Below are 21,391 nucleotides of genomic sequence, written 5' to 3'. Positions count from 1 at the left end.
ATATGACAATGCCCTTATTTCTTTATTACCTTTATCACTTATCCTGTTTTCTAGATAAACAATAAAGTAAGTATATGGTAATTACCATCTATTTACAAGTAATTTTCTGATTAGTTTGTATATTATTGTTTCATCGTTATATAGCAGAAATAAAAAAACTCCTTGTCTTTTCACAAGGAGATTTTTTTATTTTTCTCTATTCTTTTTTATCACCAATCGCAAATGTAATTTCTGCCTCACATGCAACTTCACCATCTACTGTTGCGATTGCTTTTCCTTTTCCAATTGGGCCGCGTACGCGTGTCATTTCTACTTCTAGACGAAGCTGATCACCTGGGCGTACTTGTTTTTTGAAACGGCAATTGTCGATACCTGCAAAGAAAGCAAGTCTCCCGCGGTTTTCTTCTTTCTTTAATACTGCAACTGCTCCTACTTGCGCTAATGCTTCTACAATAAGTACACCAGGCATAACTGCATAGTCAGGGAAGTGTCCGTTAAAGAATTCTTCGTTTGCGGATACATTTTTAATCCCAACCGCTCTTTTTCCTTCATCTACTTCTAATATTTTATCAACAAGTAAAAATGGATAGCGGTGAGGAATGATTTCTTTAATTTGTTCTATATTTAGCATGTAACAATCGCCCCTTTTGTAATATTGGTCTTACCACTTGGACATATTGCTATTATCCCATTTTGTTTATTGTTTGTCATTACAAAGTAACATTTTATATTTAGCACAACTTCCTAAAAAAAATGCACACACTCTATTCCATTAAAATAGTTGCACATTTTTGCAACTGACACGGAGGTGGAAAAGAGTGTATGCCCAAATTAGGGAAAGGCAATATGTATTGAAACATTATTTGCCTTAATGTCGTATTCGACTCATTATATTATAAACGTTTTCAATTAAGGAAATATTAAATTTAACCATATATATGAATATTTTACCTGTTTCCTTCATATTTCTCTATTTTCCTTCCATTTTCGCAAAAAAACAAAATAAAAAAATATAAAAACGAAAAAAGAACTAAGGCATTAGCCTTAGTTCTTTCAAATCATCTCAAAGCACGCTTTGGTAATCTGTCGATATTCTCTAACATAATACCTGTACCAACCGCAACGCAGTGCATTGGGTTTTCAGCAATTAATACTGGTACTTTTAGTTCTTCTGCTAGAAGCATGTCGATACCGTGTAGTAAAGCTCCACCGCCTGTTAGAATAACACCGCGGTCGATGATATCTGCAGATAATTCTGGTGGTGTGCGCTCTAATACGCCTTTTGCAGCTTGTACAATAACAGCTGCATTTTCTTTTAATGCTTCTGTAATTTCTTCAGAGCATACTGTAATTGTACGTGGTAAGCCTGTTACCATGTCACGTCCGCGAATTTCAAGTTCTTCGCTACGTGCACCTGGGAATACTGTACCAACTTTAATTTTAATATCTTCTGAAGTACGTTCTCCGATTAATAGCTTATACTTACGTTTAATATAGTTTAAGATCTCCATATCAAACTTATCGCCAGCCATTTTGATAGAGGAAGAGGTAACAATATCACCCATAGATAGTACAGCGATATCTGTTGTACCTCCACCAATATCAACAACCATGTTACCGCTTGGTTGGAAGATTTCCATACCAGCACCAACTGCAGCTACTTTTGGTTCTTCTTCTAAAAATACTGTTTTACCACCTGAACGTTCAGCAGCTTCACGAATTGCTTTTTGTTCTACTGATGTAATATTTGTTGGACAACAAATTAAAATACGAGGTTTTGAAAAGAAGCTCTTTACGTCCAATTTGTTAATGAAATACTTTAACATTGCTTCTGTAATTTCGAAGTCTGCGATTACACCATCTTTAAGTGGACGAATTGCTACAATATTACCAGGCGTACGTCCCACCATGCTTCTCGCTTCTTCACCTACTGCTAATACTTTACCACTATTACGATCGATTGCCACAACAGATGGCTCATTTAATACAATACCCTTACCTTTAACATGAATTAATACGTTAGCCGTACCTAGGTCAATTCCGATATCTCGCGCAAACATTCCCGTTTTTTCCTCCTCGATATTCAAAATCAGGTTACACCCGAATTCTTTTCACCTAATTTCTGATTTTATCATAAATTTAACAGAAACGTAATATTCGCAAAAAGAATTCTTCTGAAAAATATTACCGAATGTGAACGGAATGTTTGCTACTGTAACATTATTGACGTACAGGCTTCTCTACATCTTCTTTTCTATACTTTTGCTTTGTTGCTTCTCCACCTCTTAAATGACGAATAGACTTATGATAATCAAGAATTTCTTTCACTTCATTTGCGAGCTCTGGATTAATTTCTGGTAGACGCTCTGTTAAATCTTTATGGACTGTACTCTTTGATACCCCAAATTCCTTTGCAATGACACGCACTGTCTTTCTTGTCTCCACGATATACTTACCAATCTTGATAGTTCTCTCTTTGATGTAATCGTGCACACCACTCGCCTCCCTAATTTGGATGTGAGAAGGGTGAAATGAGCCTCGCTGCATACGACTAAGAAGTAAGTGTGAGTGCTGTTTGTAAGCGTTAAACATTCTTGGATTTATAATGAAATGATTCACGATTTCTCACCTCAAACACTCTCTTTGCTTTGATTTATACCATTGTATTGCCCGCACTACTGATATATGCTACATGTTCACTATTTTTGCGGACTAAGTTAAGAAAAATTACGTTTTTTTGTGAGAAATACGTTAACAGTGACTATTTTGGCGAAAAAAATGACACCTTATATGTAAGGCGTCATTCTTCTCTTTCAAACTCTTCTTCTAATAATTGATGGTGGGGAACCTCTTTCTTACCGGCAATATAATAATATAAGGTGAATAAAACAAACAATAAAATAATAGCAGTCGACAGAACAAATAAAAATGACACAGTATCCCCTCCCTTTTGTAATATATATTCGAGAATCTCGTCATTTTTCCTTGTTTTTGCAACTTTTTTCTCGAAATTGAGTATTTTTATATAGAAATAAAAAAATCAGCTCCCCTAGTGGGAACTGATTTTTTCACTTTCTTATTCTTGTGAAGAAGAATCGTTAGATGATTCTGTAGAACCATTTGTTGATTTTTCTTCTTTCTTCGGTTCTTCTTTTTTGTCACTAGTTGAACCGCTTGTTGATTTCTCTTCTTTTTGAGACTTGTCTTCTGTTTTACTTTCAGGTTTCGTGCTCGTTGACTTCTCTTCTTTTTGAGATTTGTCATCAGCTTTTTTACCAGAAGCATTCGTAGCCTTTGCAGCACCTGCATCAGCTTTAATTTCTGTTACTGATTTATTTAAGTAACGTTCAGGGTTCACAGCCACATTGTCTTTACGTACTTCAAAGTGAACGTGAGAGCCTGCCTCTTTATTCATTGCACTTAGACCGGATGTTCCTAATACTTCACCTTGTGCAACTCTTGCACCTTTTTCTACTTTCACACTGCCTAAGCTTTGATAAGATACCGCTACACCATTTCCACTATCAACTGTTACAACATAACCAAGAAGTGAATCTTTTTCAGCTTTCGTTACTGTACCACTTAAAGCAGCAGCAACATTGAATTCTTTTCCATTCTTCGCAGCAATGTCAATTCCTTTGTTCGGGGAATATGTGTTGTTATAAAAGACAAGTGCTTTTTCTTGTTCCGCCTCAGTTGCTGCATCTTCATAGAATTTCTTCTGTACGACTACTTCCGCATTCGCGGCAGCTGGCATTTTCACTACTTCTGAAGATTTCGTTACTGGTACTGCTGGATCTTCCGATTGTGTATACGGTGTTGCTTGATCGTGGTTTGGAGTCTTCTTCGGATTAGCTCCTTGGAACCATAGCGCAACCATTAAGATTACCGCTGCACAAGCAATGTATAGTGCCGGAAACACCCATCTTTTTTGAAATAAATGTACTACCTTTTGCGACTTTTTATTATTTCTTCCTCGCATTCCATCATCACCTCAGCAATCATTTTGAACAATATTCACGTATCCTATACAACGTATAACTAATTACTTTTCGACAAAATCTGTAAAAATATGTATAAGAGCTGTAAAATTTCCGAGGAAATGATAGAAAAAAGAAAAAACTGAGCACTTTTAGCTCAGTTTTTAGTCTAATTGTTTCTTTTTATATACGATTAAACATACAACGAGCGATATAATAAGCCAAACTGCAACATTTAATACATGCCCACTAATACTACTAAATCCCGCCCCACCTACTAAGCTTTTAAGTGCTTTCACAATATGAGATGTTGGAAGATATCCAATCATCGTCTTAATTACTTTATTTTCAACCATTGGCTCAAACTGTACAGCCAAATACATCGTCATTAATATCGGCATTCCAATTATTGATGTTTGTGGTACAGAAGATGCAAGTAATCCGATCATTGTTCCAAGTACGATAAACAAAATAGTTCCGCATAAGAATATCAATCCTACCAATGGAAGGTTAATATTTAACTGATCTAAAATGAATAAATTTGCAATACAAATGACCATTGTCAGACCCGAGGTTAATAAACTCTTTCCAAGTAGAACTTCAACCGAAGATGCCGGTGATAGCATTAATACACGCAATGTATGTTTTTCTTTTTCTTCTGCAATTACCATAGATTGAACAAAGCCTGCGACAAATAGGAAGGCCGTTATAGTAGTAATACCTAACATTTCCTTTCCCACTCCAAATCTGCTAAACAAAAATGAAAGTATAATTGGTAAAAATGCCATTAACAACACTTGTGAATTTGTCTTAAAATCTTGTACTTCTTTTCTAAAAATAGCTGATACACGTCTCATTGAAAATGTCATTATAATCCCCTCCCAGTAACTTCAATAAAGATATCGCCTAGCGTTGGTTCGTGTGAATGAATAGATAACAGTTCGCCCTTTTTCATCCATTCTGAAATACGATTTGCGCCTAATTCATCTTTTTGCACTACTTCTTTTCGTTTACCTTTTAATACGACCTCTATTTGATCCTTAGCGTATTGTAAGCGCAGGTTCTCTGGCGTATCGATTGCTACAATTTCTCCGCCACAAAGGAAGGCAATACGGTTACAAAGCGTTTCTGCTTCATCCATGTTGTGAGTCGTTAAGAAAATCGTCGTTCCTTCTTCATTTAAGTCTTTTAAGATTTTATGAATGTTTTGTACGTTTACTGGATCAAGTGCAGATGTTGGTTCATCTAAGAAGAGGATATCTGGTTTATGAAGGATTGCTCTCGCTAGTGTGACGCGTTGCTTCATTCCCTTTGATAATTTCTTTACTGGTGTTTTTTTATCATCTAATAAATTTACTTGTGTTAGTACTTCATCGATTCGTTCTTTTTTGCAATCGTATAAGTCACAAAATAATAGTAAGTTATCATAAATGCTAAGTCTTTCATATAAGCCGCTGTTATCTGTTAAAATACCAATTCGTTTGTAATCGATGCTACTTGGTCCTGTAATATCTTTCCCTAATACTCTTACCGTTCCAACACTATGAAGCAATTGAGAAGTTAAAATTTTTACTGTTGTCGTCTTACCAGATCCACTCGGTCCGAGGAATCCGAATATCTCTCCTTGCTTCACCTCAATATTTACATTTCGAAGTGCCGTTTTTCCACTGAAACTTTTCATTACATCTTTCATTTCAATTGCCAATGTCATTTCTTCATCCCCCTTGTTTTTCTTCTTTATAGATGAAAGTCGCTTTAGCGCTTTTCGTTCGTTTGTTTCGCTTTTCTTGACTCAATCATATGAAAAACAAAGGGATTACGCAGTAAAATACCGGTAAAAGGAGTATTTTTACCGGTGAATGAATCGCATGTTGAGCTTATTGGAGCACTTTTTATAGCCCAATCACACCTTTTAATTCATCCATGCGTCCTTTTGAAAGTGGAATTGAACTTTTTCTTTCGTCGTCTAAAATTAAACTGAAACTGTTACGAGTCCATGTAATCACTTCTCGTACTCTTTGTAAATTTATAAGGTACGAGCGATGACATCTAAAGAAACCAAAACCTGTTAATCTCGCTTCTAGTTCACTTAATGTTAATGCACATACGAAATCGCCTTCACGAACGTGAATATGCGTTACTCCGTTTTGCGTTTCAATGAAATGGATTTCCATCGGATCAAGTAAAATGATTTTATCGTTCACTTTCGCAGGTATTCTTTCTAACTTCATTTGCGGAATCATTTGAATGACTTTTTCTTCACCGACTTCTTCCACTTCCTCTTGCTCAATTTCTATCTTTTTCACACCATCATTGTTTAATATGTATACATCCTCTGTTAACGAAAGGGCATCCGATAAAAATGATGACGTAATAAAGATTGCCTTTCCTTGCTCTTTCATTTTCATAATTGCTTTTCGAATAATAACCGTACTCTCTATATCTACATTTTGCTCCGGTTCTTCCAAAATAATTAAATCCGGATTATGAATCATTATTCGTCCAATATGAAGACGACGCTTCTCTGAAAATGATAGTTTTTCTATTTTAACGTTTAGCTTATCTAGGAGACCAACAGACTGCACAACTTCTTCTATACTTATCTTTGATTCATAAAGCCCTATTAAAAACTTAAAGTATTCTTTCACCTTCAAACGATCATATGCCTCATCCTTCAAAAAACAAAAGCCGATGCGGGAATAATTTTTCTTTCCAATTGCTTCTCCTTCAAACAGTACATTGCCAGTCGAAGCTTCTTCTTCACCAATAATAATGCGGTGTAACACTTTAGCTGTATGATTATTGCATTGCAAAACAATACATTGTCCTTTCTCAACCTTTAGCTCAATTGCCGGTAACTGGTTCGTCTTCCCTAATTGTTTCAACTCTAGTAACGCCATTTCATTTCCTCCAAATGCCTTTTTATCCTATTATATCAAACAGTTAATGGAAAATTATGATATTTTAAACAGAAAAAATAGATGCCAGAGTTCTGACACCTATTTCTTCACCATCAATTTTCCTTCATAATCATTCATCGTCTTTATTTCAACGCCTTTATAGTAATGAGCGACGATATCTGTATATTTCTTTCCTTCCGCTGCCATGCCGTTCGCCCCATATTGACTCATACCAACGCCGTGACCGAAGCCTTTCGTCGTAACGATGATTTTATCTCCTTGTTGTTTCCACGTAAAATCAGAAGAACGTAAATCTAACTTTTCACGAACTTCTTTTCCTGTTAATGTTTTTCCTTGAAAAGCTACATCCTTTACGCGCTTTCCTTCCGTAAGGTCTTTAATATTTCCAACCTTCCCGTCTGCTAGCACTTTCACACCGAGACGTTTTTGAAAATCAGCTACTGTAAATGTTTGCTCGCTCGTAAACTTTGGAGAGGCTTGATCCCACGGACTATCTACACTTTTCAAGTACGGATAATCATTTCCCCAATAGTCAGCTGCATTTTCTGTTCGGCCATTACTCGTTGAAAAGAAGGATGCTGAAATTGGTTTTCCATCATACGTTAAAACTTGTCCGGCTGTTTTCGAAACGGCTTCTTCGATTTTCTTCAAATTATTTTCGTAGTTATTACCCCATTGCTTCTTCAATTCATCTTTGCTTTTGTACACTTGATCTTTCACCGTATCTGTCACGTCCGCATTATTTTTCTTTCCTCCGCTTAGCATACGTTGTACTACAAATGTTCTCGCTGCTAATGCCTGCGCCTTTAGTGCCTCTATTTCAAAACTGGCATTCATCTCAGAAGCTACTACACCTGTCACATACTCCTCCACTGGTAATGTTTCTACCTTCTTCTGTTTTTCGCGATATACAGCAACTTGAACAGCTGTATCTACTTTTCCTGGAGCTGGTATGCTTTCTATCGCTGGAGGAGTTTTAGAGGCCGTTTCTTCCCCTACTTTTGCTTTCGCAAATGGAATAACAAGGGCTGCAGGTACAATGATAACGAGCGCTATTAAGAGCGCTACTGTAATAAAAAGTGGCTTTGAAAATTTCATCCTATTTTCCTCCAATATAAAAGCTTTACTCCATTCATTCTTATGGAACAACTCTTTCTTTTAGAACATACTTAAGGGGAAGAGTATAAAACAGAAATTTTCTAAATATTTTTACTGGTACGTGCATAAGTATAGAATTTATTGACTATAACAGTAATAACCAAAAAAAATAGCCCCTATGTCAAAAGACATAGAGACTATTTTAATTAAGCGTGAAGATCAGAAACTTCTTGTTCTTTCACTTCTTCTACTTTTTCGTTTACACGTTCAATAGTTGCACCTAATGCAGCTAATTTCTTATGGAAGTTTACATAGCCACGGTCAAGATGTTTTAACTCAGTTACACGAGTATAACCTTCTGATACTAAACCAGCTAAGATTAATGCAGCTGCAGCACGTAAGTCAGTTGCTGCTACTTCAGCACCTTGTAAGCTGTTTGGACCGTTCATAATAACAGAACGACCTTCAATTTTAATATCAGCATTCATACGACGGAATTCTTCAACGTGCATAAAGCGGTTTTCGAATACCGTTTCTGTAATCATGCTTGTTCCATCAGCTTGTAGTAATAATGCCATCATTTGTGATTGCATGTCTGTTGGGAAACCTGGGTGAGGCATAGTTTTAATATCAACCGCTTTTAACTTATCTGGGCCGATAACACGTACACCTTCGTTTTCCTCAATAATTTTAACACCCATTTCTTCCATTTTCGCTGTAATTGAGCGTAAATGTTCAGGTACAGCATTTTCAATTAAGATGTCTCCACCAGTAATTGCTGCTGCAACCATGAATGTTCCCGCTTCAATACGGTCAGGAATAATAGAGTGGTTTGCACCATATAATTTATCAACGCCTTCGATACGAATCGTTCCAGTTCCAGCTCCGCGTACTTTCGCTCCCATCGCATTTAAGAAGTTAGCTAAGTCAACGATTTCTGGTTCTTTCGCTGCGTTTTCAAGAATTGTTGTCCCTTTTGCTAATGTAGCTGCAGACATAATGTTTTCTGTCGCGCCTACGCTTGGGAAGTCTAAGTAGATTTTAGCTCCTTTTAGTTCTCCCTCAACATATGCCTCAACAAAACCGTTACCAACCTGTACTTTTGCTCCCATTGCTTCGAAGCCTTTTAAATGTTGGTCAATTGGACGTGAACCAATTGCACATCCACCAGGAAGTGCAATACGAGCACGACCGTTACGTGCTAATAATGGTCCCATTACTTGAACAGATGCACGCATTTTACGTACATATTCAAATGGTGCTTCAATGTTTAGTTCTTTAGAAGAATCGATTGTTACTTGATTATTTTCAAATACGACTTCAGCATTTAAATGACGTAATACCTCATTAATTGTGTATACATCAGACAAAACTGGTACTTCAGATAGTACATTCTTTCCATCACTCGCTAATAGGGCTGCAGCGATTATAGGTAATACAGCATTTTTTGCGCCCTCAACACGCACTGTGCCGTTTAACCGCTTTCCGCCACGGACGATGATCTTTTCCAAATTATTCCCCTCCGTGTCCTTTTTTCAGTATCTATTCACTCAATACTCAGAAGTTATGATCGGTGTGCCAACCACAATTGTATCTTTGTTGTCTGTAGAACGTATTGCTATTTGCACATTTATTTTCTCTCTATTTGTTGAAAGAGCGTCATCCCACTTTTTATTGTATGCGGAGACTGACACAAATGCTCTTTCTTCTACTTGTTCGATCGCTCTTGCTGAAAGATCTTTCAAAACCTGATTGGTTTTATTTTGCAAAACACCTTCAATCTTATCATTCAGTACACCTTGAACACAAGTGTAAATTATAGGTTTTTCACTAAAAATTTTATTCATGTTTTGAACATACTTCGGGTCCCATTTCGCCCCACTTACTTCAAAGATAATGAAAGTGTTTTCTTTAGTATTTTCTTTACTCCAAGTTACTACTACTCGTTCTTCATAAGAAGAAAGCTTTTTATAGGATGTAGCTTTATATCCATCTGGAGATTGCTCTACTTCCCACTTTTGAATATTTGCCTTTTCCTTCACATCGTTTAACAACTTTTGAAACGTATGTATGTTAGAAATTGTTTTTGTTTCTCTCGCTAACCATGACCATTTTTCTACTTTAGCATCATTTTTCTCTAAAGCCTTGATCATGCTCTCCATTTTCTGTTCATCGCTTATCGGTTTCATCTCTCTATATCCAACCAAAAATAAAACAACACTAAGTGCAACAATAAGAATGGCTTTAAGCTTCAATTTCATCCCCTCCTATCCCCATTGTTAACGGAGATTTGAGGTTCTATACACTTACTTTACTAAATACGTTAAACTCTTCGAATAGCCTAAATAATCAAGGAAAAAGTTACTTACAGATGTCCCAATTGCAATTGTAATTAAGATGAGTAATACTCGCGTCTGCAGCACTTTTCCGGACTTCATTAAACGCTCAATGTGAATGCCTTGTAAGGCCCACCACGTAATGGTAATAAACAATAAATGCGAAACAATGGCAATCAGTGCTTGTTGCCCTAAAAGTTGTGCCAAAAAATCGACCCCTTTTTACTCAGCTACTACTTATGAAAGAATATAAAAACGATACCATAATAAGTAGGAGCTACACTTTTTCAAATGCACATAGACATCTTACATTTTACATCGTGATTTTCTTTCCAAAAACGTATATCTACATTACAAGTTAACACAAAATAAAAAGCGCAGAGTACTGACTCCACACCTTTTATTTTCACTATTGTACCACGTTCCCTAAGAAGAAGAAATCTTTCATTAATGGAAAATATTCATAAAAGAAATTGTACCCAATCATCGGCATAATCCCTAGTATTACAATCGAAATTGCACAAAGACTCATAACAACCTTTATATTTAACGGTAACCGTATTCTCTCTTCTGTCTCTCCGGTGCGGAAAAACATTTGTTGTAAAATACGGAAATAATATACGAATGAAACAACTGTCGTACCCATCATAATCGAAGCTAGTACGTAATGTGCTGGCTCTACATGAAGTGCGCCTAAAAAGATATTAATCTTTCCAATGAAGCCAGCCGTTCCTGGTATCCCAGCCAACGATAAAATAAAAATTGTCATCATTATCGCTGTAAATGGCGACCTTTTATATAAACCTGTGAAAATTGTTATATTTTCCTCATTATTTTGTAAGATTAAGCCGTGGATGATAGCAAATGCCCCTATATTCATAAGCATGTATGCCAGCATATAAAACCACATGCTATCCATCGTAAATGGTGATAATGCCACAAGTGGAACGAGTAAATATCCTGCATGAGCAATGCCCGAATAAGCAAATAAACGCTTTATATTGTATTGTTTTAATGCGACTACATTCCCAACAATCATCGTAATACTTGCTAGCACCGCAATATATATACTCATATGCCCATATAAAGATTGCATATCTCCTTGTATTAATACACTTGCAAAGATCATAAGGAACAAACGAATAATGAGTAGGAACCCGGCAATTTTAGAAATCGTTCCAAGAAAAGCAGTAACTGGTGTAGCCGCTCCTTCATACACATCAGGTGCCCACATATGAAACGGCACTGTGGCAATTTTAAATGAGAGACCAACTAGCAATAAAAGAAATGCGAGAGCTAACAATAACTGAATACCACTAGCGAGTTCCCCAGTGAGTACCTTTTGCATATCTACAATGTTAGTTGAACCTGTAATACCATATAAATAACTCATCCCGAAGAGCGTAATCGCCGTTCCAATTCCTCCGCTAATGACGTATTTCATTGCCGCTTCATTTGATGAACAGCTCTTTTTTCGTATTCCTACTAAAATATAAGAAGAAAGTGAAAGTAACTCCAAACCAACGAAAAGGGTAATAAAATCAACACTAGAAGCCATGAACATCGCACCAAGAAGTGCCATTAAAAATAAATAATAATATTCACCTTTATCTTCGATTGGATTCTTCTTATCATCGCTCATTGCGGTGCATAAAATGAGGGCTGAGGCACCTAATAGCAACGTTTTAAACCCTTTTGAAAATCCATCTAACACAAACGATCCATTTAAAATATCTCCTGCTGGTTCGCTATATAGAGTAATTAATGACACGATTGCTAATACGATGGCAGCAATCGCACCAAGAGCTACATATCTATGGTTCAGCTTAAAAAACAAATCACATATGGAAAGGAGGATGGCGGCGCCGAGAATAATAAATTCTGGCACCATTAGATGCCACGATAAGCTAAGTAACGTATTCATATCCATCCTACTTCACCCCCAATGTTTTCAATGTATTTTGAAGCGGATCCCCTAGTATTTCTGGCATAACTCCAATTGCAATAATACAAAAGATAAGTAGTAAAACAGGGACATACTCCCATCCGTGTATATCAGATTTTGCTTCCCACTCTTTCTTTCCAAATGTCACTTGAAGTGTCGCCCTTAATACATATACAGCGGTTAAAATAATACCAATCACACCGACTGCAGCAATGACGGGCTCTCCTTGGAATAAACCGAGAAAGGCAAGAAATTCACTAACAAACCCAGACATCCCTGGTAATCCGAGCGATGCCATTCCTCCTGCTAAGAAGAAGCCGCTAAGTACTGGGACACTTTTTGCGAGTCCACCAAGCGCTGTAATGTCTGATGTTCCGAAACGTTGTTCTATAACACCGAGTAAGAAAAACAGCAAGGCTGCAATTAAACCGTGCGATACAACCTGGAATAACGCTCCTTGTGTACCAGGTGCATTAAGTGACGCAAGTCCCATTAACACAATTCCCATATGCGAAATACTAGAGTAAGCCAGTACTTTCCTAAAGTCTGTTTGGATGAGCGCTAAAAAGGCACCGTATAATAAATTAATTACGCCTAATATCGCAATTAGTGTTGCAACATCGTGAAAATATTCCGGGAATAGCCCTTTCCCGAAGCGAATAATACCGTACGCTCCAATCTTCAGCAAAACACCCGCATGAAGCATAACTACAGCTGGATGCGCTTCTATGTGTACATTGACCATCCAGCGGTGCAACGGAAAAACAGGTAGTTTAATTGCAAAAGCAATCATTATGGCAATAAATACAATAAGCTGCAAACTACTTGGGATGACGAGTGCTCCCTCTGCGTTTACGCTTCTTAATATCTCTTTCAGCTCCACAATATTTGTTGTACCTGTTTTCGCGAACAAAATTGAGAAAACAATGAGCAAAATAGCTGAGCCAATACCGTTATATATTAAATAACTATACGCAGCCTTTTCACTCGACAATTTTCCCCACTTTCCAATTAATAAGAACATTGGTGGCAACGTAATTTCAAAGAAGATAAAAAACAACATTAAGTTTTGAGCAGCAAAGACGCCGAGCATTCCTATTTCTAGCATGAGTAACAGCATATAAAATGCTTTTAAATTTCTTTTAATAGAAAAGGCTGCAATTGCTGCAAGCGTTGCTAGAAGAGCCGTCAGTACCATCATGACAAGCGACAAACCATCAATACCGAGCTCGTAATAAATAGAAAACCACCTTTTATCTACCGCTGTAAAATCGCCGAACTTAATCCATTTCATCTTTTCATCGAATAGTGACAAATTCTTTCCAGAAGCATATGTACAAGCGAGGACGATAGCGATTCCAAATGGCAGTGCCGTCCCAAATAAGCCAAGCGCTCGCACTGTACGCACTTCCTTTTTCGGTGTTAATACAAGCAATAAAATTCCTAAAAGCGGGGAAAAAATGAAGAACGTTAACAACAAATCATTCATCGTAAATCCCCTCCCGTATAGAGCAAAATAATGACGAGTACAGCGAGCGAAACCGCCGTTACAGTACCGTACACTTGTACATTCCCGTTTTGAAGTTTCGATCCAAGGTTACTTGTGCCTTTCACTACACTTGCAATTAAAACTGCAATTCCTTCGACTACATACAATTCAAATAAGCGAAGCACATGAGCGATTCCTTTCGTAATAGGGATCACCGTCATGTTGTATAGTTCATCCACATAATATTTTTCTTTCAAAAGATTATAAAGCGATGTTTCCGTACCCCCAGCCCAATTCCTAGAAATTGATTTCTTCCTATATATGAAATATGCAAGAGCGATTCCCGCAAATGAAACGAGTGTCGCAACAATCATAATCCAAACTGGTCCATGCGTCTCTTCAACCTTAAACCCTACATCTTTCGTCAACCAATCTCCGAGAAACGTCCCAAACCATGGTGTATTTATATATCCTGCCACTACTGCGAGAACGCCGAGAACAATCATTGGATACGTCATAACGCGAGGCGATTCATGTACTTCTTCCTTCGTCTTCGTTTCTCCAGTAAAGACAAGAAAGTAAAGGCGGAACATATAAAACGCTGTTAAAAACGCCGCAATTACCGCTAAAATAAATAAAACGTAATTGCCATTCATCCACGTCGCCGCTAAAATTTCATCTTTGCTGAAAAAACCGGAAAGCAGCGGAACACCGCTAATGGCAAGGGTACCTATTAAAAATAGCGTACCAGTTACTTTCATCTTCTTCTGTAAACCGCCCATTTTATTAATGTTTTGCGTATGCACAGCATGAATTACACTTCCTGCCGCCAAAAATAGTAGTGCTTTAAAAAAAGCATGTGTCGTTAAATGGAATATACCAGCTACATAACCGGCAGAACCTAACGCGAGCATCATATACCCGAGCTGGCTAACTGTAGAATAAGCAAGCACCCTCTTTATATCTGTTTGCACAAGACCGATAGAGGCCGCAAAGATTGCAGTGAAAGCTCCAACGATTGCCACTGTCTGCATCGCCACTGTACTTGCTGAAAATAGAGGGAACATCGTCGCTACTAAATATACGCCAGCTGCGACCATCGTCGCCGCGTGAATAAGTGCCGAAACGGGTGTTGGCCCCTCCATTGCATCTGGCAACCACGTATGAAGCGGGAACTGCCCTGATTTCCCCATCGCCCCGATAAAAATTAATATCGCTGTTATTGTAATCATGTAAGGAGGTAGATCCCCTGTATAAATCGCCCTAAATATTGCGTCATATTCAAAACTACCTGCGTACCAAAAAATTAAAATCATCCCGATAAATAAACCAACATCCCCAATACGGGTCATAATAAAAGCCTTTTTTGCAGCAGCCTTCGCTTCTTCTTTAAAGAAATAAAAACCGATAAGTAAAAATGAGCCAAGGCCGACTAATTCCCAAAATATATAAAGCTGTAATAAATTCGTTGATATAACAAGCCCTAACATCGCAAATGTAAAGAGTCCTAAATATGCGTAAAAGGTTGGTAATCGTTCATCACCTTTCATATAACCTTTCGAATACACATGTACAAGTAGACTCACAAGCGTCACGATAAATAACATTAAAGCTCCTAATGCAGTCACTTCAAAGCCGAATGATATATCCACATCTCCAGCTCTAAGCCACACCCACTTATGCTTCACGCTTGCTTCTGAAAACCTTTCTATTAACACAAGTACCGCAAGTATAAAGGAGAGAAAGACGAAAAAAATACTAAGTACGCTGCTTCCTTCTCTAATTTTCTTCCCGAATATAATAAGTAACAAAAACGAAACGAGTGGGAAAAGCGGTATGAGCCATGCATAATCGATCATTGTTTCCTTCCCCCTTTTTCGGTCACAATGCTATCCTTTGAGCGTATCCATTTCATCCACCTGAACTGTCGTACGATTACGATATAAAGCAATTAAAATAGCGAGTCCTACCGCCGCTTCCGCTGCCGCTACAGCCATCGTAAACAGTGAGAAAATTTGACCTGTTAAATTCGGAAATAAGCCTAATTTACTAAACGCCACTAAGTTTAAATTGGCAGCATTCAGCATTAATTCGATACAAACTAATACGATTACTGTATTCCGCTTTGTTAAAGCTCCAAATAGACCGATGCAAAACAAAATAATCGCAAGTGTTAAATATGCAGAAGCTGGAACGCTACTCATTGGAATCCTCCTCTTTCTCGTCCTTTTTCGCAAGTATAATTGCGCCAACGAGTGCTACAAGTAAAATAACTGAAGTTAGTTCAAATGGAATAATATATTTTGAATAGAGAAGTGTACCGATTTGAAGTGTGTTGTTTTCATGGAGAGGTAAACTTCCTTGTGTGCTTTCATTTGCAAAATCAACATTATTAACAGCGAAATACATAACCGCTCCAAATGCTACAACTGCAAAGAAGATAATCCATTTTCGAAGAGTAAGACGCGATTCATTTTCCGCGTTATGTTTCGTTAACATAATGCCGAAAATCATAATAATTGTGATTGCCCCAGAGTAAAGTAAAATTTGTGCAACGCCTATAAATTCGGCTGACAAAAGAAAATACAAACCTGCAATGCTGAGAAATGTCAGAACGAGAGCTAGCATCATGTGCATAACTTTCGTTAAGTTCAACATAAGAACACCGCCGATAATTGCAGACAAGGATAGTATAAAGAATGCTACAAACTCGCCATTCATGCCTTATTCTCCTTCCTGACGTTTTCGTCGTTTTCGTCAAGCCACTGCAAATTTTTAAATAAGTCATCACGTGAATATTCCGCGAGTTCAAAGTTATTTGTCATGACAATTGCCTCTGTCGGACAAACTTCTGTACATAAATCACAAAGAATACAAATTTCAAAATTAATATCATACGTGTCGATAATTTTTCCTTTTTTCGTAGGATCCGGATGTTTCTTTCCTGTTAACTGAATACAGTCTGTCGGACAAATGTTAGAGCACTGATTACAAACAATACATTTCTCCGGATAAAATTTTTGAATCCCCCGAAAACGGTCTGGCAACGGCAACGGTTGATTTGGATAATCATACGTTACCTTCTTCTTGCTCAAATTACTTAATGTATATTTTAACCCTTTAAATAGTCCTTTCATCTCTTACTGGCACCCCCCCTCATAGATTAGAAGAATAACTCCTTAATCAATGCCGTTAAGAAAATATTTGCAAGTGCAATCGGCAATAATACTTTCCATCCAAACTCCATTAACTGGTCACCTCTTATACGCGGGAACGTAACGCGGAACCAAATTAATAGAAAGACTACACTGCTAAATTTCAAAGCAAACCATACGGCACCTGGGATAAATCCAAGAAACATGACTGGATTCCATCCGCCTAAAAAGAGCACTGTAATTAACGATGCCATCCCGAAGAAATATACGTACTCTGAAAGCATGAAAAACGCCCAGCGAAAACCTGAGTATTCCGTATGATATCCAGAAACAAGTTCTGACTCCGCTTCCGGCAAATCGAATGGCGTCCTATTTAACTCTGCAACTGCTGCGATTAAGAAAACGACGAAGCCAATTGGCTGTACGAAAATGTACCAGACCTTCTCCTGCGCCGCTACAATCTCATTTAAATTCAGACTACCAGCCAGCAAAACGATACCAATTACACTCATTACGAGCGGAATCTCATAAGAAATCATTTGCGCCGCTGCACGCATCCCTCCTAAAAGGGAATATTTATTATTCGATGCCCATCCCCCAGTTACAACACCTATCGTCGTAATACCGGAAACAGCAATATAATAAAGTAGCCCGACTCCAATATCTGCAAATTGAAATTTATCAGTGAACGGGATAACCGCAAGCACCATAAATGCTGGTGCAAATGCAATGACAGGCGCTAATATAAACAGCGGTTTATCTGCTGCTTTCGGAATACTATCTTCTTTCAATAATAGTTTTAAAACATCAGCTACCGTTTGCAGTAAACCGAATCGGCCTCCAACCTGGTTTGGTCCAATCCGCCCTTGCATAAATCCCATCACTTTCCGTTCTGCCAAAATTCCATATGTAACGAAGCCAAGGACTGCAAATAGTAGAAGTACCGCTAATCCGAAAAAAATGAAGAAATTCGTCCAGCTTGAAGGTGATTGTAAAAGCGTCTCAATCATTAGCCATCAACCTCCCCAAGTACAATATCAACTCCACCTAAAATCGTAATTAAATTAGCGATGTTTTCACCTTTCAATAACTTCGGTAAAATTTGCAAGTTATAAAAAGATGGCCTACGAAACTTCAAACGGTACGGCTCTTTCTTTCCGTCACTTGCGATATAACAACCAATCTCTCCGCGCGGCGATTCGATACGTACAAATGCTTCTCCCTTAGGTGCCTTAATAATTTTCGGTACTTTTGCCAGCACAGCTCCATCTTTCGGGAACTGCTGAACCGCTTGCTCAACAATCTTTAAAGACTCCTCGATTTCTTGCATTCGGCAAACGTAGCGATCCCAAGCATCTCCCACGCTTCCAACAGGAATATCAAAATCAAAACGATCATAAATCGAATACGGCTCATCTTTGCGAAGATCCCAGTTTACTCCAGTGCACCGCAAATTTGCTCCGCTTAAAGAATACGAGATCGCTTCTTCCGCGCTATATATACCAACGCCTTTCACACGATTTAAGAAAATCTCATTACCGCTAACAAGATCATGATAACCTGCTAATTGCTCCCTCATATACGGAACAAACTCTTCCACCTTTTCAATCCAACCATCTGGCGCATCCCACTTCACACCGCCAACTCTCATATAGTTAAAAGTAAGCCGTGCCCCGCATAATTCATTTAATAAATTTATAATCATCTCTCGTTCACGAAACGCGTACAAAAACGGGCTGACCGCTCCTATATCAAGAAGATTCGTCCCCCACCAAACGAGATGGCTCGCAATTCTTCCTAGCTCCATCGCAAGTACTCGCAAGTATTCGGCACGCTCTGGAATTTCAAGCCCCATCATCGTCTCTACAGCATGGCAAATGACGTAATTATTCGTCATGGCTGATAAATAGTCCATTCGATCTGTATAAGGGATAATTTGCGTATACTGTAAGCTCTCAGCGATCTTTTCCGTCCCGCGATGCAAATATCCAATAACAGGTGTAGCTTCTTTAATAATTTCCCCGTCAATCTTAATTACGAGCCTGAACACACCATGTGTACTCGGATGCTGAGGTCCTACATTCAAAAGCATCTCTTCCGTGCGGATCATAGCTACACCTCCACATCATACGGTTCATAGTCTTTTCTAAGCGGATATCCTACCCAATCATCTGGCATTAAAATACGCGTTAAATTCGGATGCCCTTTAAATACAATGCCGAGCAAATCGTATGCTTCTCGCTCCGGCCAGTCAGCTCCTTTCCAAAGCGCTGTCACAGATTCGACTTGCGGCGCTTCCCGGTCTAGCTTTACCTTCACCGCTACCGATTGTTTCTTGCCATATGAAAACAAATGAACATACACTTCCATATGTGTCACAAAATCCGTCGCATGTAGCTCTGACATATAATCAAAAGCAAGTCCCTCATGGAATCGCAGTGACTCCATCACTTCATAATACTTTTCGGGATCCACCACAAGAGTTGGCACATCCTTTGACAGTTTATTAATGTAGGAATCTACTAATGCACCCTCTCCTAACTTCTCCCTAATAGCCTCAACATACTGATTTAAATACGGCTGATTTACGGACGGTTCTTCCTGCTTCGGCTCATCCTCTTTCTTACCTTCAGCTCCCTTTGTCTTCGCTCTTGCAGCCGCTGCTGCTTTCGCTTTTGCCGCTGCAATTGCCTTTGCCTTTTCATCTCCCGAATCCCCATCACCTTGCGAGGCTTTCTGCTTCGCCAATGCTGCCGCTTTTGCCTTGGCGGCCGCCACCGCCTTCGCCTTGGCTTTCGCTTTTTCTTCTTCCGTTACTTCTTCGGTTCCTTCTCTTTTCTGCTTCGCTAATGCTGCCGCTTTTGCTTTTGCGGCTGCTGCTGCCTTCGCCTTGGCTTTCACTTTTTCTTCTTCCGTTACTTCTTCGGTTCCTTCTCTTTTCTGCTTCGCTAACGCTGCCGCTTTTGCCTTTGCAGCTGCTGCTGCCTTCGCCTTGGCTTTCGCTTTTTCTTCTTCCGTTACTTCTTCTGTCCCTTCTCTTTTCTGTTTCGCTAACGCCGCCGCTTTTGCTTTTGCGGCTGCTGCTGCCTTCGCCTTAGCTTTCGCTTTTTCTTCTTCCGTTACTTCTTCTGTCTCTTCTCTTTTCTGCTTTGCTAATGCTGCTGCCTTCGCCTTGGCTTTCGCTTTTTCTTCTTCCGTTACTTCTTCTGTCCCTTCTCTTTTCTGCTTCGCTAACGCTGCCGCTTTTGCCTTTGCAGCTGCTGCACGTCGTTTTGCTTCTTCTATAGTAATATCATCATTTTTTGGTAGCGCTTTCTCTTTTTCTCGATCTTCCTCCTCAAGTTCACTTATTTCCGCCTCGTGTTTCGCTACAAGGCGTTTTCTCGCTTCTTCTTTCGCACGCCTAGCTGCTTCTTTTTTCAGATCCTCTAAATCTTTATTTGGATTACTCATTTATTCGTCACCTGCTTTCCGGTCTTTGCCTCGTAACGAATTTTCTCTTTTAATTTATTAATTCCATAGATTAAAGCAGCTGGATTTGGGGGACAACCAGGAATATACACATCAACTGGTACGATTTGGTCTACACCTTTCACAACAGCATATGAATTTACATACGGACCACCTGCTGTCGCACAAGATCCCATCGCAATAACCCATTTCGGTTCGGGCATTTGATCATATAAACGCCGAACAATAGGAGCCATCTTCTTCGTTACTGTTCCCGATACAATCATGACGTCCGATTGCCTTGGTGAAGTTCGAAAAAATGACCCAAATCGATCTAAATCGTAATGTGATGAGCCTACCCCCATCATTTCAATTGCACAGCATGCCAGTCCGAATGTCATCGGCCATAAAGAGTTGCTCCTCGCCCATCCTTTTAACTGTTCCAATGTAGAAAAAAAGATATTTCGTTCTAATTCTGCTCGCTCATTTGGATGTAATTCCTCAAAATTTATAACCATTGTAACACCTTCTTTTTCCAAGCATACGCTAATCCAACTAGCAACATTACAACAAAGATGAGCATTTCAATTAATGCAAATAAACCTAGCTTGTCATACGCAACAGCCCAAGGATATAAAAATAAAGTTTCTACATCAAAGATCACAAACAATAAAGCGAAAATATAATAACGAGCATGAAACCGAATATTTGCATCATGAAAAGGCTCAATTCCACTCTCATACGTCGTCGCCTTTGCTGCACTTGGTTTATTTGGGCGCAGCATCCTTCCTAATGTAAGAGCCACTACCGGCAGCAATATACCTAATAGCAAGAAAATCAAAACGATCATATAACTATTTTCATATACACTTGCCATTGTGAAACCCTCCCCCCTAAATTAAGAACAAGTTCACATAGTAAACAATATGTCCTAGTTGCAGTAATTATTATTTTTAAATTTTTCTAAATAATGCAACTATTCTAATCATTATAGCAAACTTCAAATTCCTATGTCGA

The 21,391-nt window shown here is 38.5% G+C and carries 23 protein-coding genes; all 23 read right to left on the bottom strand.

Translation table 11 applies throughout. The features are described from left to right. Positions 1-196: 196 nt before the first annotated feature. The 23 genes from fabZ to nuoA all read right to left on the bottom strand — a co-directional run bounded on the left by fabZ (position 197) and on the right by nuoA (position 21,251). On the bottom strand, positions 197-631 hold the full coding sequence (fabZ, locus tag ACTFP3_RS18980) for a 3-hydroxyacyl-ACP dehydratase FabZ (RefSeq protein ID WP_000931959.1): 435 nt from the start codon (positions 629-631) through the stop codon (positions 197-199). 427 nt (positions 632-1,058) lie between these two features. Beyond that, complete coding sequence (locus ACTFP3_RS18975; RefSeq protein WP_000457978.1) at positions 1,059-2,060, bottom strand: rod shape-determining protein; 1,002 nt, start codon at positions 2,058-2,060, stop codon at positions 1,059-1,061. 160 nt (positions 2,061-2,220) lie between these two features. Beyond that, positions 2,221-2,493, bottom strand: a complete 273-nt coding sequence (spoIIID, locus tag ACTFP3_RS18970) for a sporulation transcriptional regulator SpoIIID (protein ID WP_000544012.1) — start codon at positions 2,491-2,493, stop codon at positions 2,221-2,223. A 307-nt stretch (positions 2,494-2,800) separates the two neighbouring features. Further along, positions 2,801-2,935: a hypothetical protein gene (locus ACTFP3_RS18965; RefSeq protein WP_000008901.1), complete on the bottom strand. Its 135-nt coding sequence runs from the start codon at positions 2,933-2,935 to the stop codon at positions 2,801-2,803. 141 nt (positions 2,936-3,076) lie between these two features. After that, positions 3,077-3,982 (bottom strand): M23 family metallopeptidase, encoded by a 906-nt coding sequence (locus ACTFP3_RS18960; protein WP_001214926.1) that lies wholly within the window; start codon positions 3,980-3,982, stop codon positions 3,077-3,079. Between the two features lie 162 nt (positions 3,983-4,144). Beyond that, complete coding sequence (locus ACTFP3_RS18955) at positions 4,145-4,849, bottom strand: ABC transporter permease (RefSeq protein ID WP_000144450.1); 705 nt, start codon at positions 4,847-4,849, stop codon at positions 4,145-4,147. Then, on the bottom strand, positions 4,849-5,691 hold the full coding sequence (locus ACTFP3_RS18950) for an ATP-binding cassette domain-containing protein (RefSeq protein ID WP_440010986.1): 843 nt from the start codon (positions 5,689-5,691) through the stop codon (positions 4,849-4,851). The genes ACTFP3_RS18955 and ACTFP3_RS18950 overlap by 1 nt, the downstream gene beginning before the upstream one ends. A 181-nt stretch (positions 5,692-5,872) precedes the next feature. Further along, positions 5,873-6,880, bottom strand: coding sequence for a LytTR family transcriptional regulator DNA-binding domain-containing protein (locus ACTFP3_RS18945; protein ID WP_001185925.1), 1,008 nt, complete (start codon positions 6,878-6,880; stop codon positions 5,873-5,875). A gap of 99 nt (positions 6,881-6,979) precedes the next feature. Continuing rightward, complete coding sequence (gene spoIID, locus ACTFP3_RS18940) at positions 6,980-7,999, bottom strand: stage II sporulation protein D (RefSeq protein WP_000672663.1); 1,020 nt, start codon at positions 7,997-7,999, stop codon at positions 6,980-6,982. A 206-nt stretch (positions 8,000-8,205) separates the two neighbouring features. Further along, on the bottom strand, positions 8,206-9,510 hold the full coding sequence (murA, locus tag ACTFP3_RS18935; RefSeq protein ID WP_000411274.1) for a UDP-N-acetylglucosamine 1-carboxyvinyltransferase: 1,305 nt from the start codon (positions 9,508-9,510) through the stop codon (positions 8,206-8,208). 39 nt (positions 9,511-9,549) lie between these two features. Beyond that, positions 9,550-10,254 carry a YwmB family TATA-box binding protein gene (locus ACTFP3_RS18930; protein WP_000767916.1) on the bottom strand — a complete coding sequence of 235 codons (705 nt, stop codon included), beginning with the start codon at positions 10,252-10,254 and terminating at the stop codon, positions 9,550-9,552. 51 nt (positions 10,255-10,305) lie between these two features. Further along, on the bottom strand, positions 10,306-10,542 hold the full coding sequence (locus ACTFP3_RS18925) for a DUF1146 family protein (RefSeq protein ID WP_000057889.1): 237 nt from the start codon (positions 10,540-10,542) through the stop codon (positions 10,306-10,308). A gap of 202 nt (positions 10,543-10,744) precedes the next feature. After that, positions 10,745-12,259 carry an NADH-quinone oxidoreductase subunit NuoN gene (nuoN, locus tag ACTFP3_RS18920; RefSeq protein WP_440011029.1) on the bottom strand — a complete coding sequence of 505 codons (1,515 nt, stop codon included), beginning with the start codon at positions 12,257-12,259 and terminating at the stop codon, positions 10,745-10,747. A 7-nt stretch (positions 12,260-12,266) separates the two neighbouring features. Next, the gene (locus ACTFP3_RS18915) at positions 12,267-13,769 is read right to left on the bottom strand and encodes an NADH-quinone oxidoreductase subunit M (protein WP_440010984.1); all 1,503 of its coding nucleotides are present in this window, start codon (positions 13,767-13,769) and stop codon (positions 12,267-12,269) included. Further along, complete coding sequence (gene nuoL, locus ACTFP3_RS18910; RefSeq protein ID WP_440010982.1) at positions 13,766-15,628, bottom strand: NADH-quinone oxidoreductase subunit L; 1,863 nt, start codon at positions 15,626-15,628, stop codon at positions 13,766-13,768. The genes ACTFP3_RS18915 and nuoL overlap by 4 nt, the downstream gene beginning before the upstream one ends. 30 nt (positions 15,629-15,658) lie before the next feature. Next, a complete protein-coding gene (gene nuoK, locus ACTFP3_RS18905; protein WP_000100079.1) occupies positions 15,659-15,973 on the bottom strand; it encodes an NADH-quinone oxidoreductase subunit NuoK in 315 nt (104 codons plus the stop codon). Beyond that, entirely contained in the window at positions 15,966-16,490 is a 525-nt protein-coding gene (locus ACTFP3_RS18900; RefSeq protein WP_001012812.1) for an NADH-quinone oxidoreductase subunit J, read from the bottom strand. Before ACTFP3_RS18900 ends, nuoK begins: the two co-directional genes overlap by 8 nt. Next, positions 16,487-16,906, bottom strand: a complete 420-nt coding sequence (nuoI, locus tag ACTFP3_RS18895) for an NADH-quinone oxidoreductase subunit NuoI (RefSeq protein WP_000677191.1) — start codon at positions 16,904-16,906, stop codon at positions 16,487-16,489. Before nuoI ends, ACTFP3_RS18900 begins: the two co-directional genes overlap by 4 nt. A gap of 26 nt (positions 16,907-16,932) precedes the next feature. Continuing rightward, a complete protein-coding gene (gene nuoH, locus ACTFP3_RS18890; protein ID WP_000573426.1) occupies positions 16,933-17,934 on the bottom strand; it encodes an NADH-quinone oxidoreductase subunit NuoH in 1,002 nt (333 codons plus the stop codon). Then, entirely contained in the window at positions 17,934-19,034 is a 1,101-nt protein-coding gene (gene nuoD, locus ACTFP3_RS18885; protein ID WP_000621434.1) for an NADH-quinone oxidoreductase subunit NuoD, read from the bottom strand. Before nuoD ends, nuoH begins: the two co-directional genes overlap by 1 nt. Positions 19,035-19,036: 2 nt before the next feature. Next, positions 19,037-20,377: an NADH-quinone oxidoreductase subunit C gene (locus tag ACTFP3_RS18880; RefSeq protein WP_440010980.1), complete on the bottom strand. Its 1,341-nt coding sequence runs from the start codon at positions 20,375-20,377 to the stop codon at positions 19,037-19,039. Beyond that, on the bottom strand, positions 20,374-20,892 hold the full coding sequence (gene nuoB / locus ACTFP3_RS18875) for an NADH-quinone oxidoreductase subunit NuoB (RefSeq protein ID WP_000236331.1): 519 nt from the start codon (positions 20,890-20,892) through the stop codon (positions 20,374-20,376). The genes ACTFP3_RS18880 and nuoB overlap by 4 nt, the downstream gene beginning before the upstream one ends. Then, positions 20,883-21,251 carry an NADH-quinone oxidoreductase subunit NuoA gene (gene nuoA / locus ACTFP3_RS18870; protein WP_000179273.1) on the bottom strand — a complete coding sequence of 123 codons (369 nt, stop codon included), beginning with the start codon at positions 21,249-21,251 and terminating at the stop codon, positions 20,883-20,885. The genes nuoB and nuoA overlap by 10 nt, the downstream gene beginning before the upstream one ends. Positions 21,252-21,391 lie beyond the last annotated feature (140 nt).

It is taken from the genome of Bacillus cereus group sp. MYBK5-2, assembly GCF_051915685.1.
In the GTDB taxonomy this organism is placed as follows: domain Bacteria; phylum Bacillota; class Bacilli; order Bacillales; family Bacillaceae_G; genus Bacillus_A; species Bacillus_A cereus.
The sequence above is the reverse complement of the archived record's forward strand: the minus strand, read 5'-3'. Positions and strand labels throughout refer to the sequence as shown.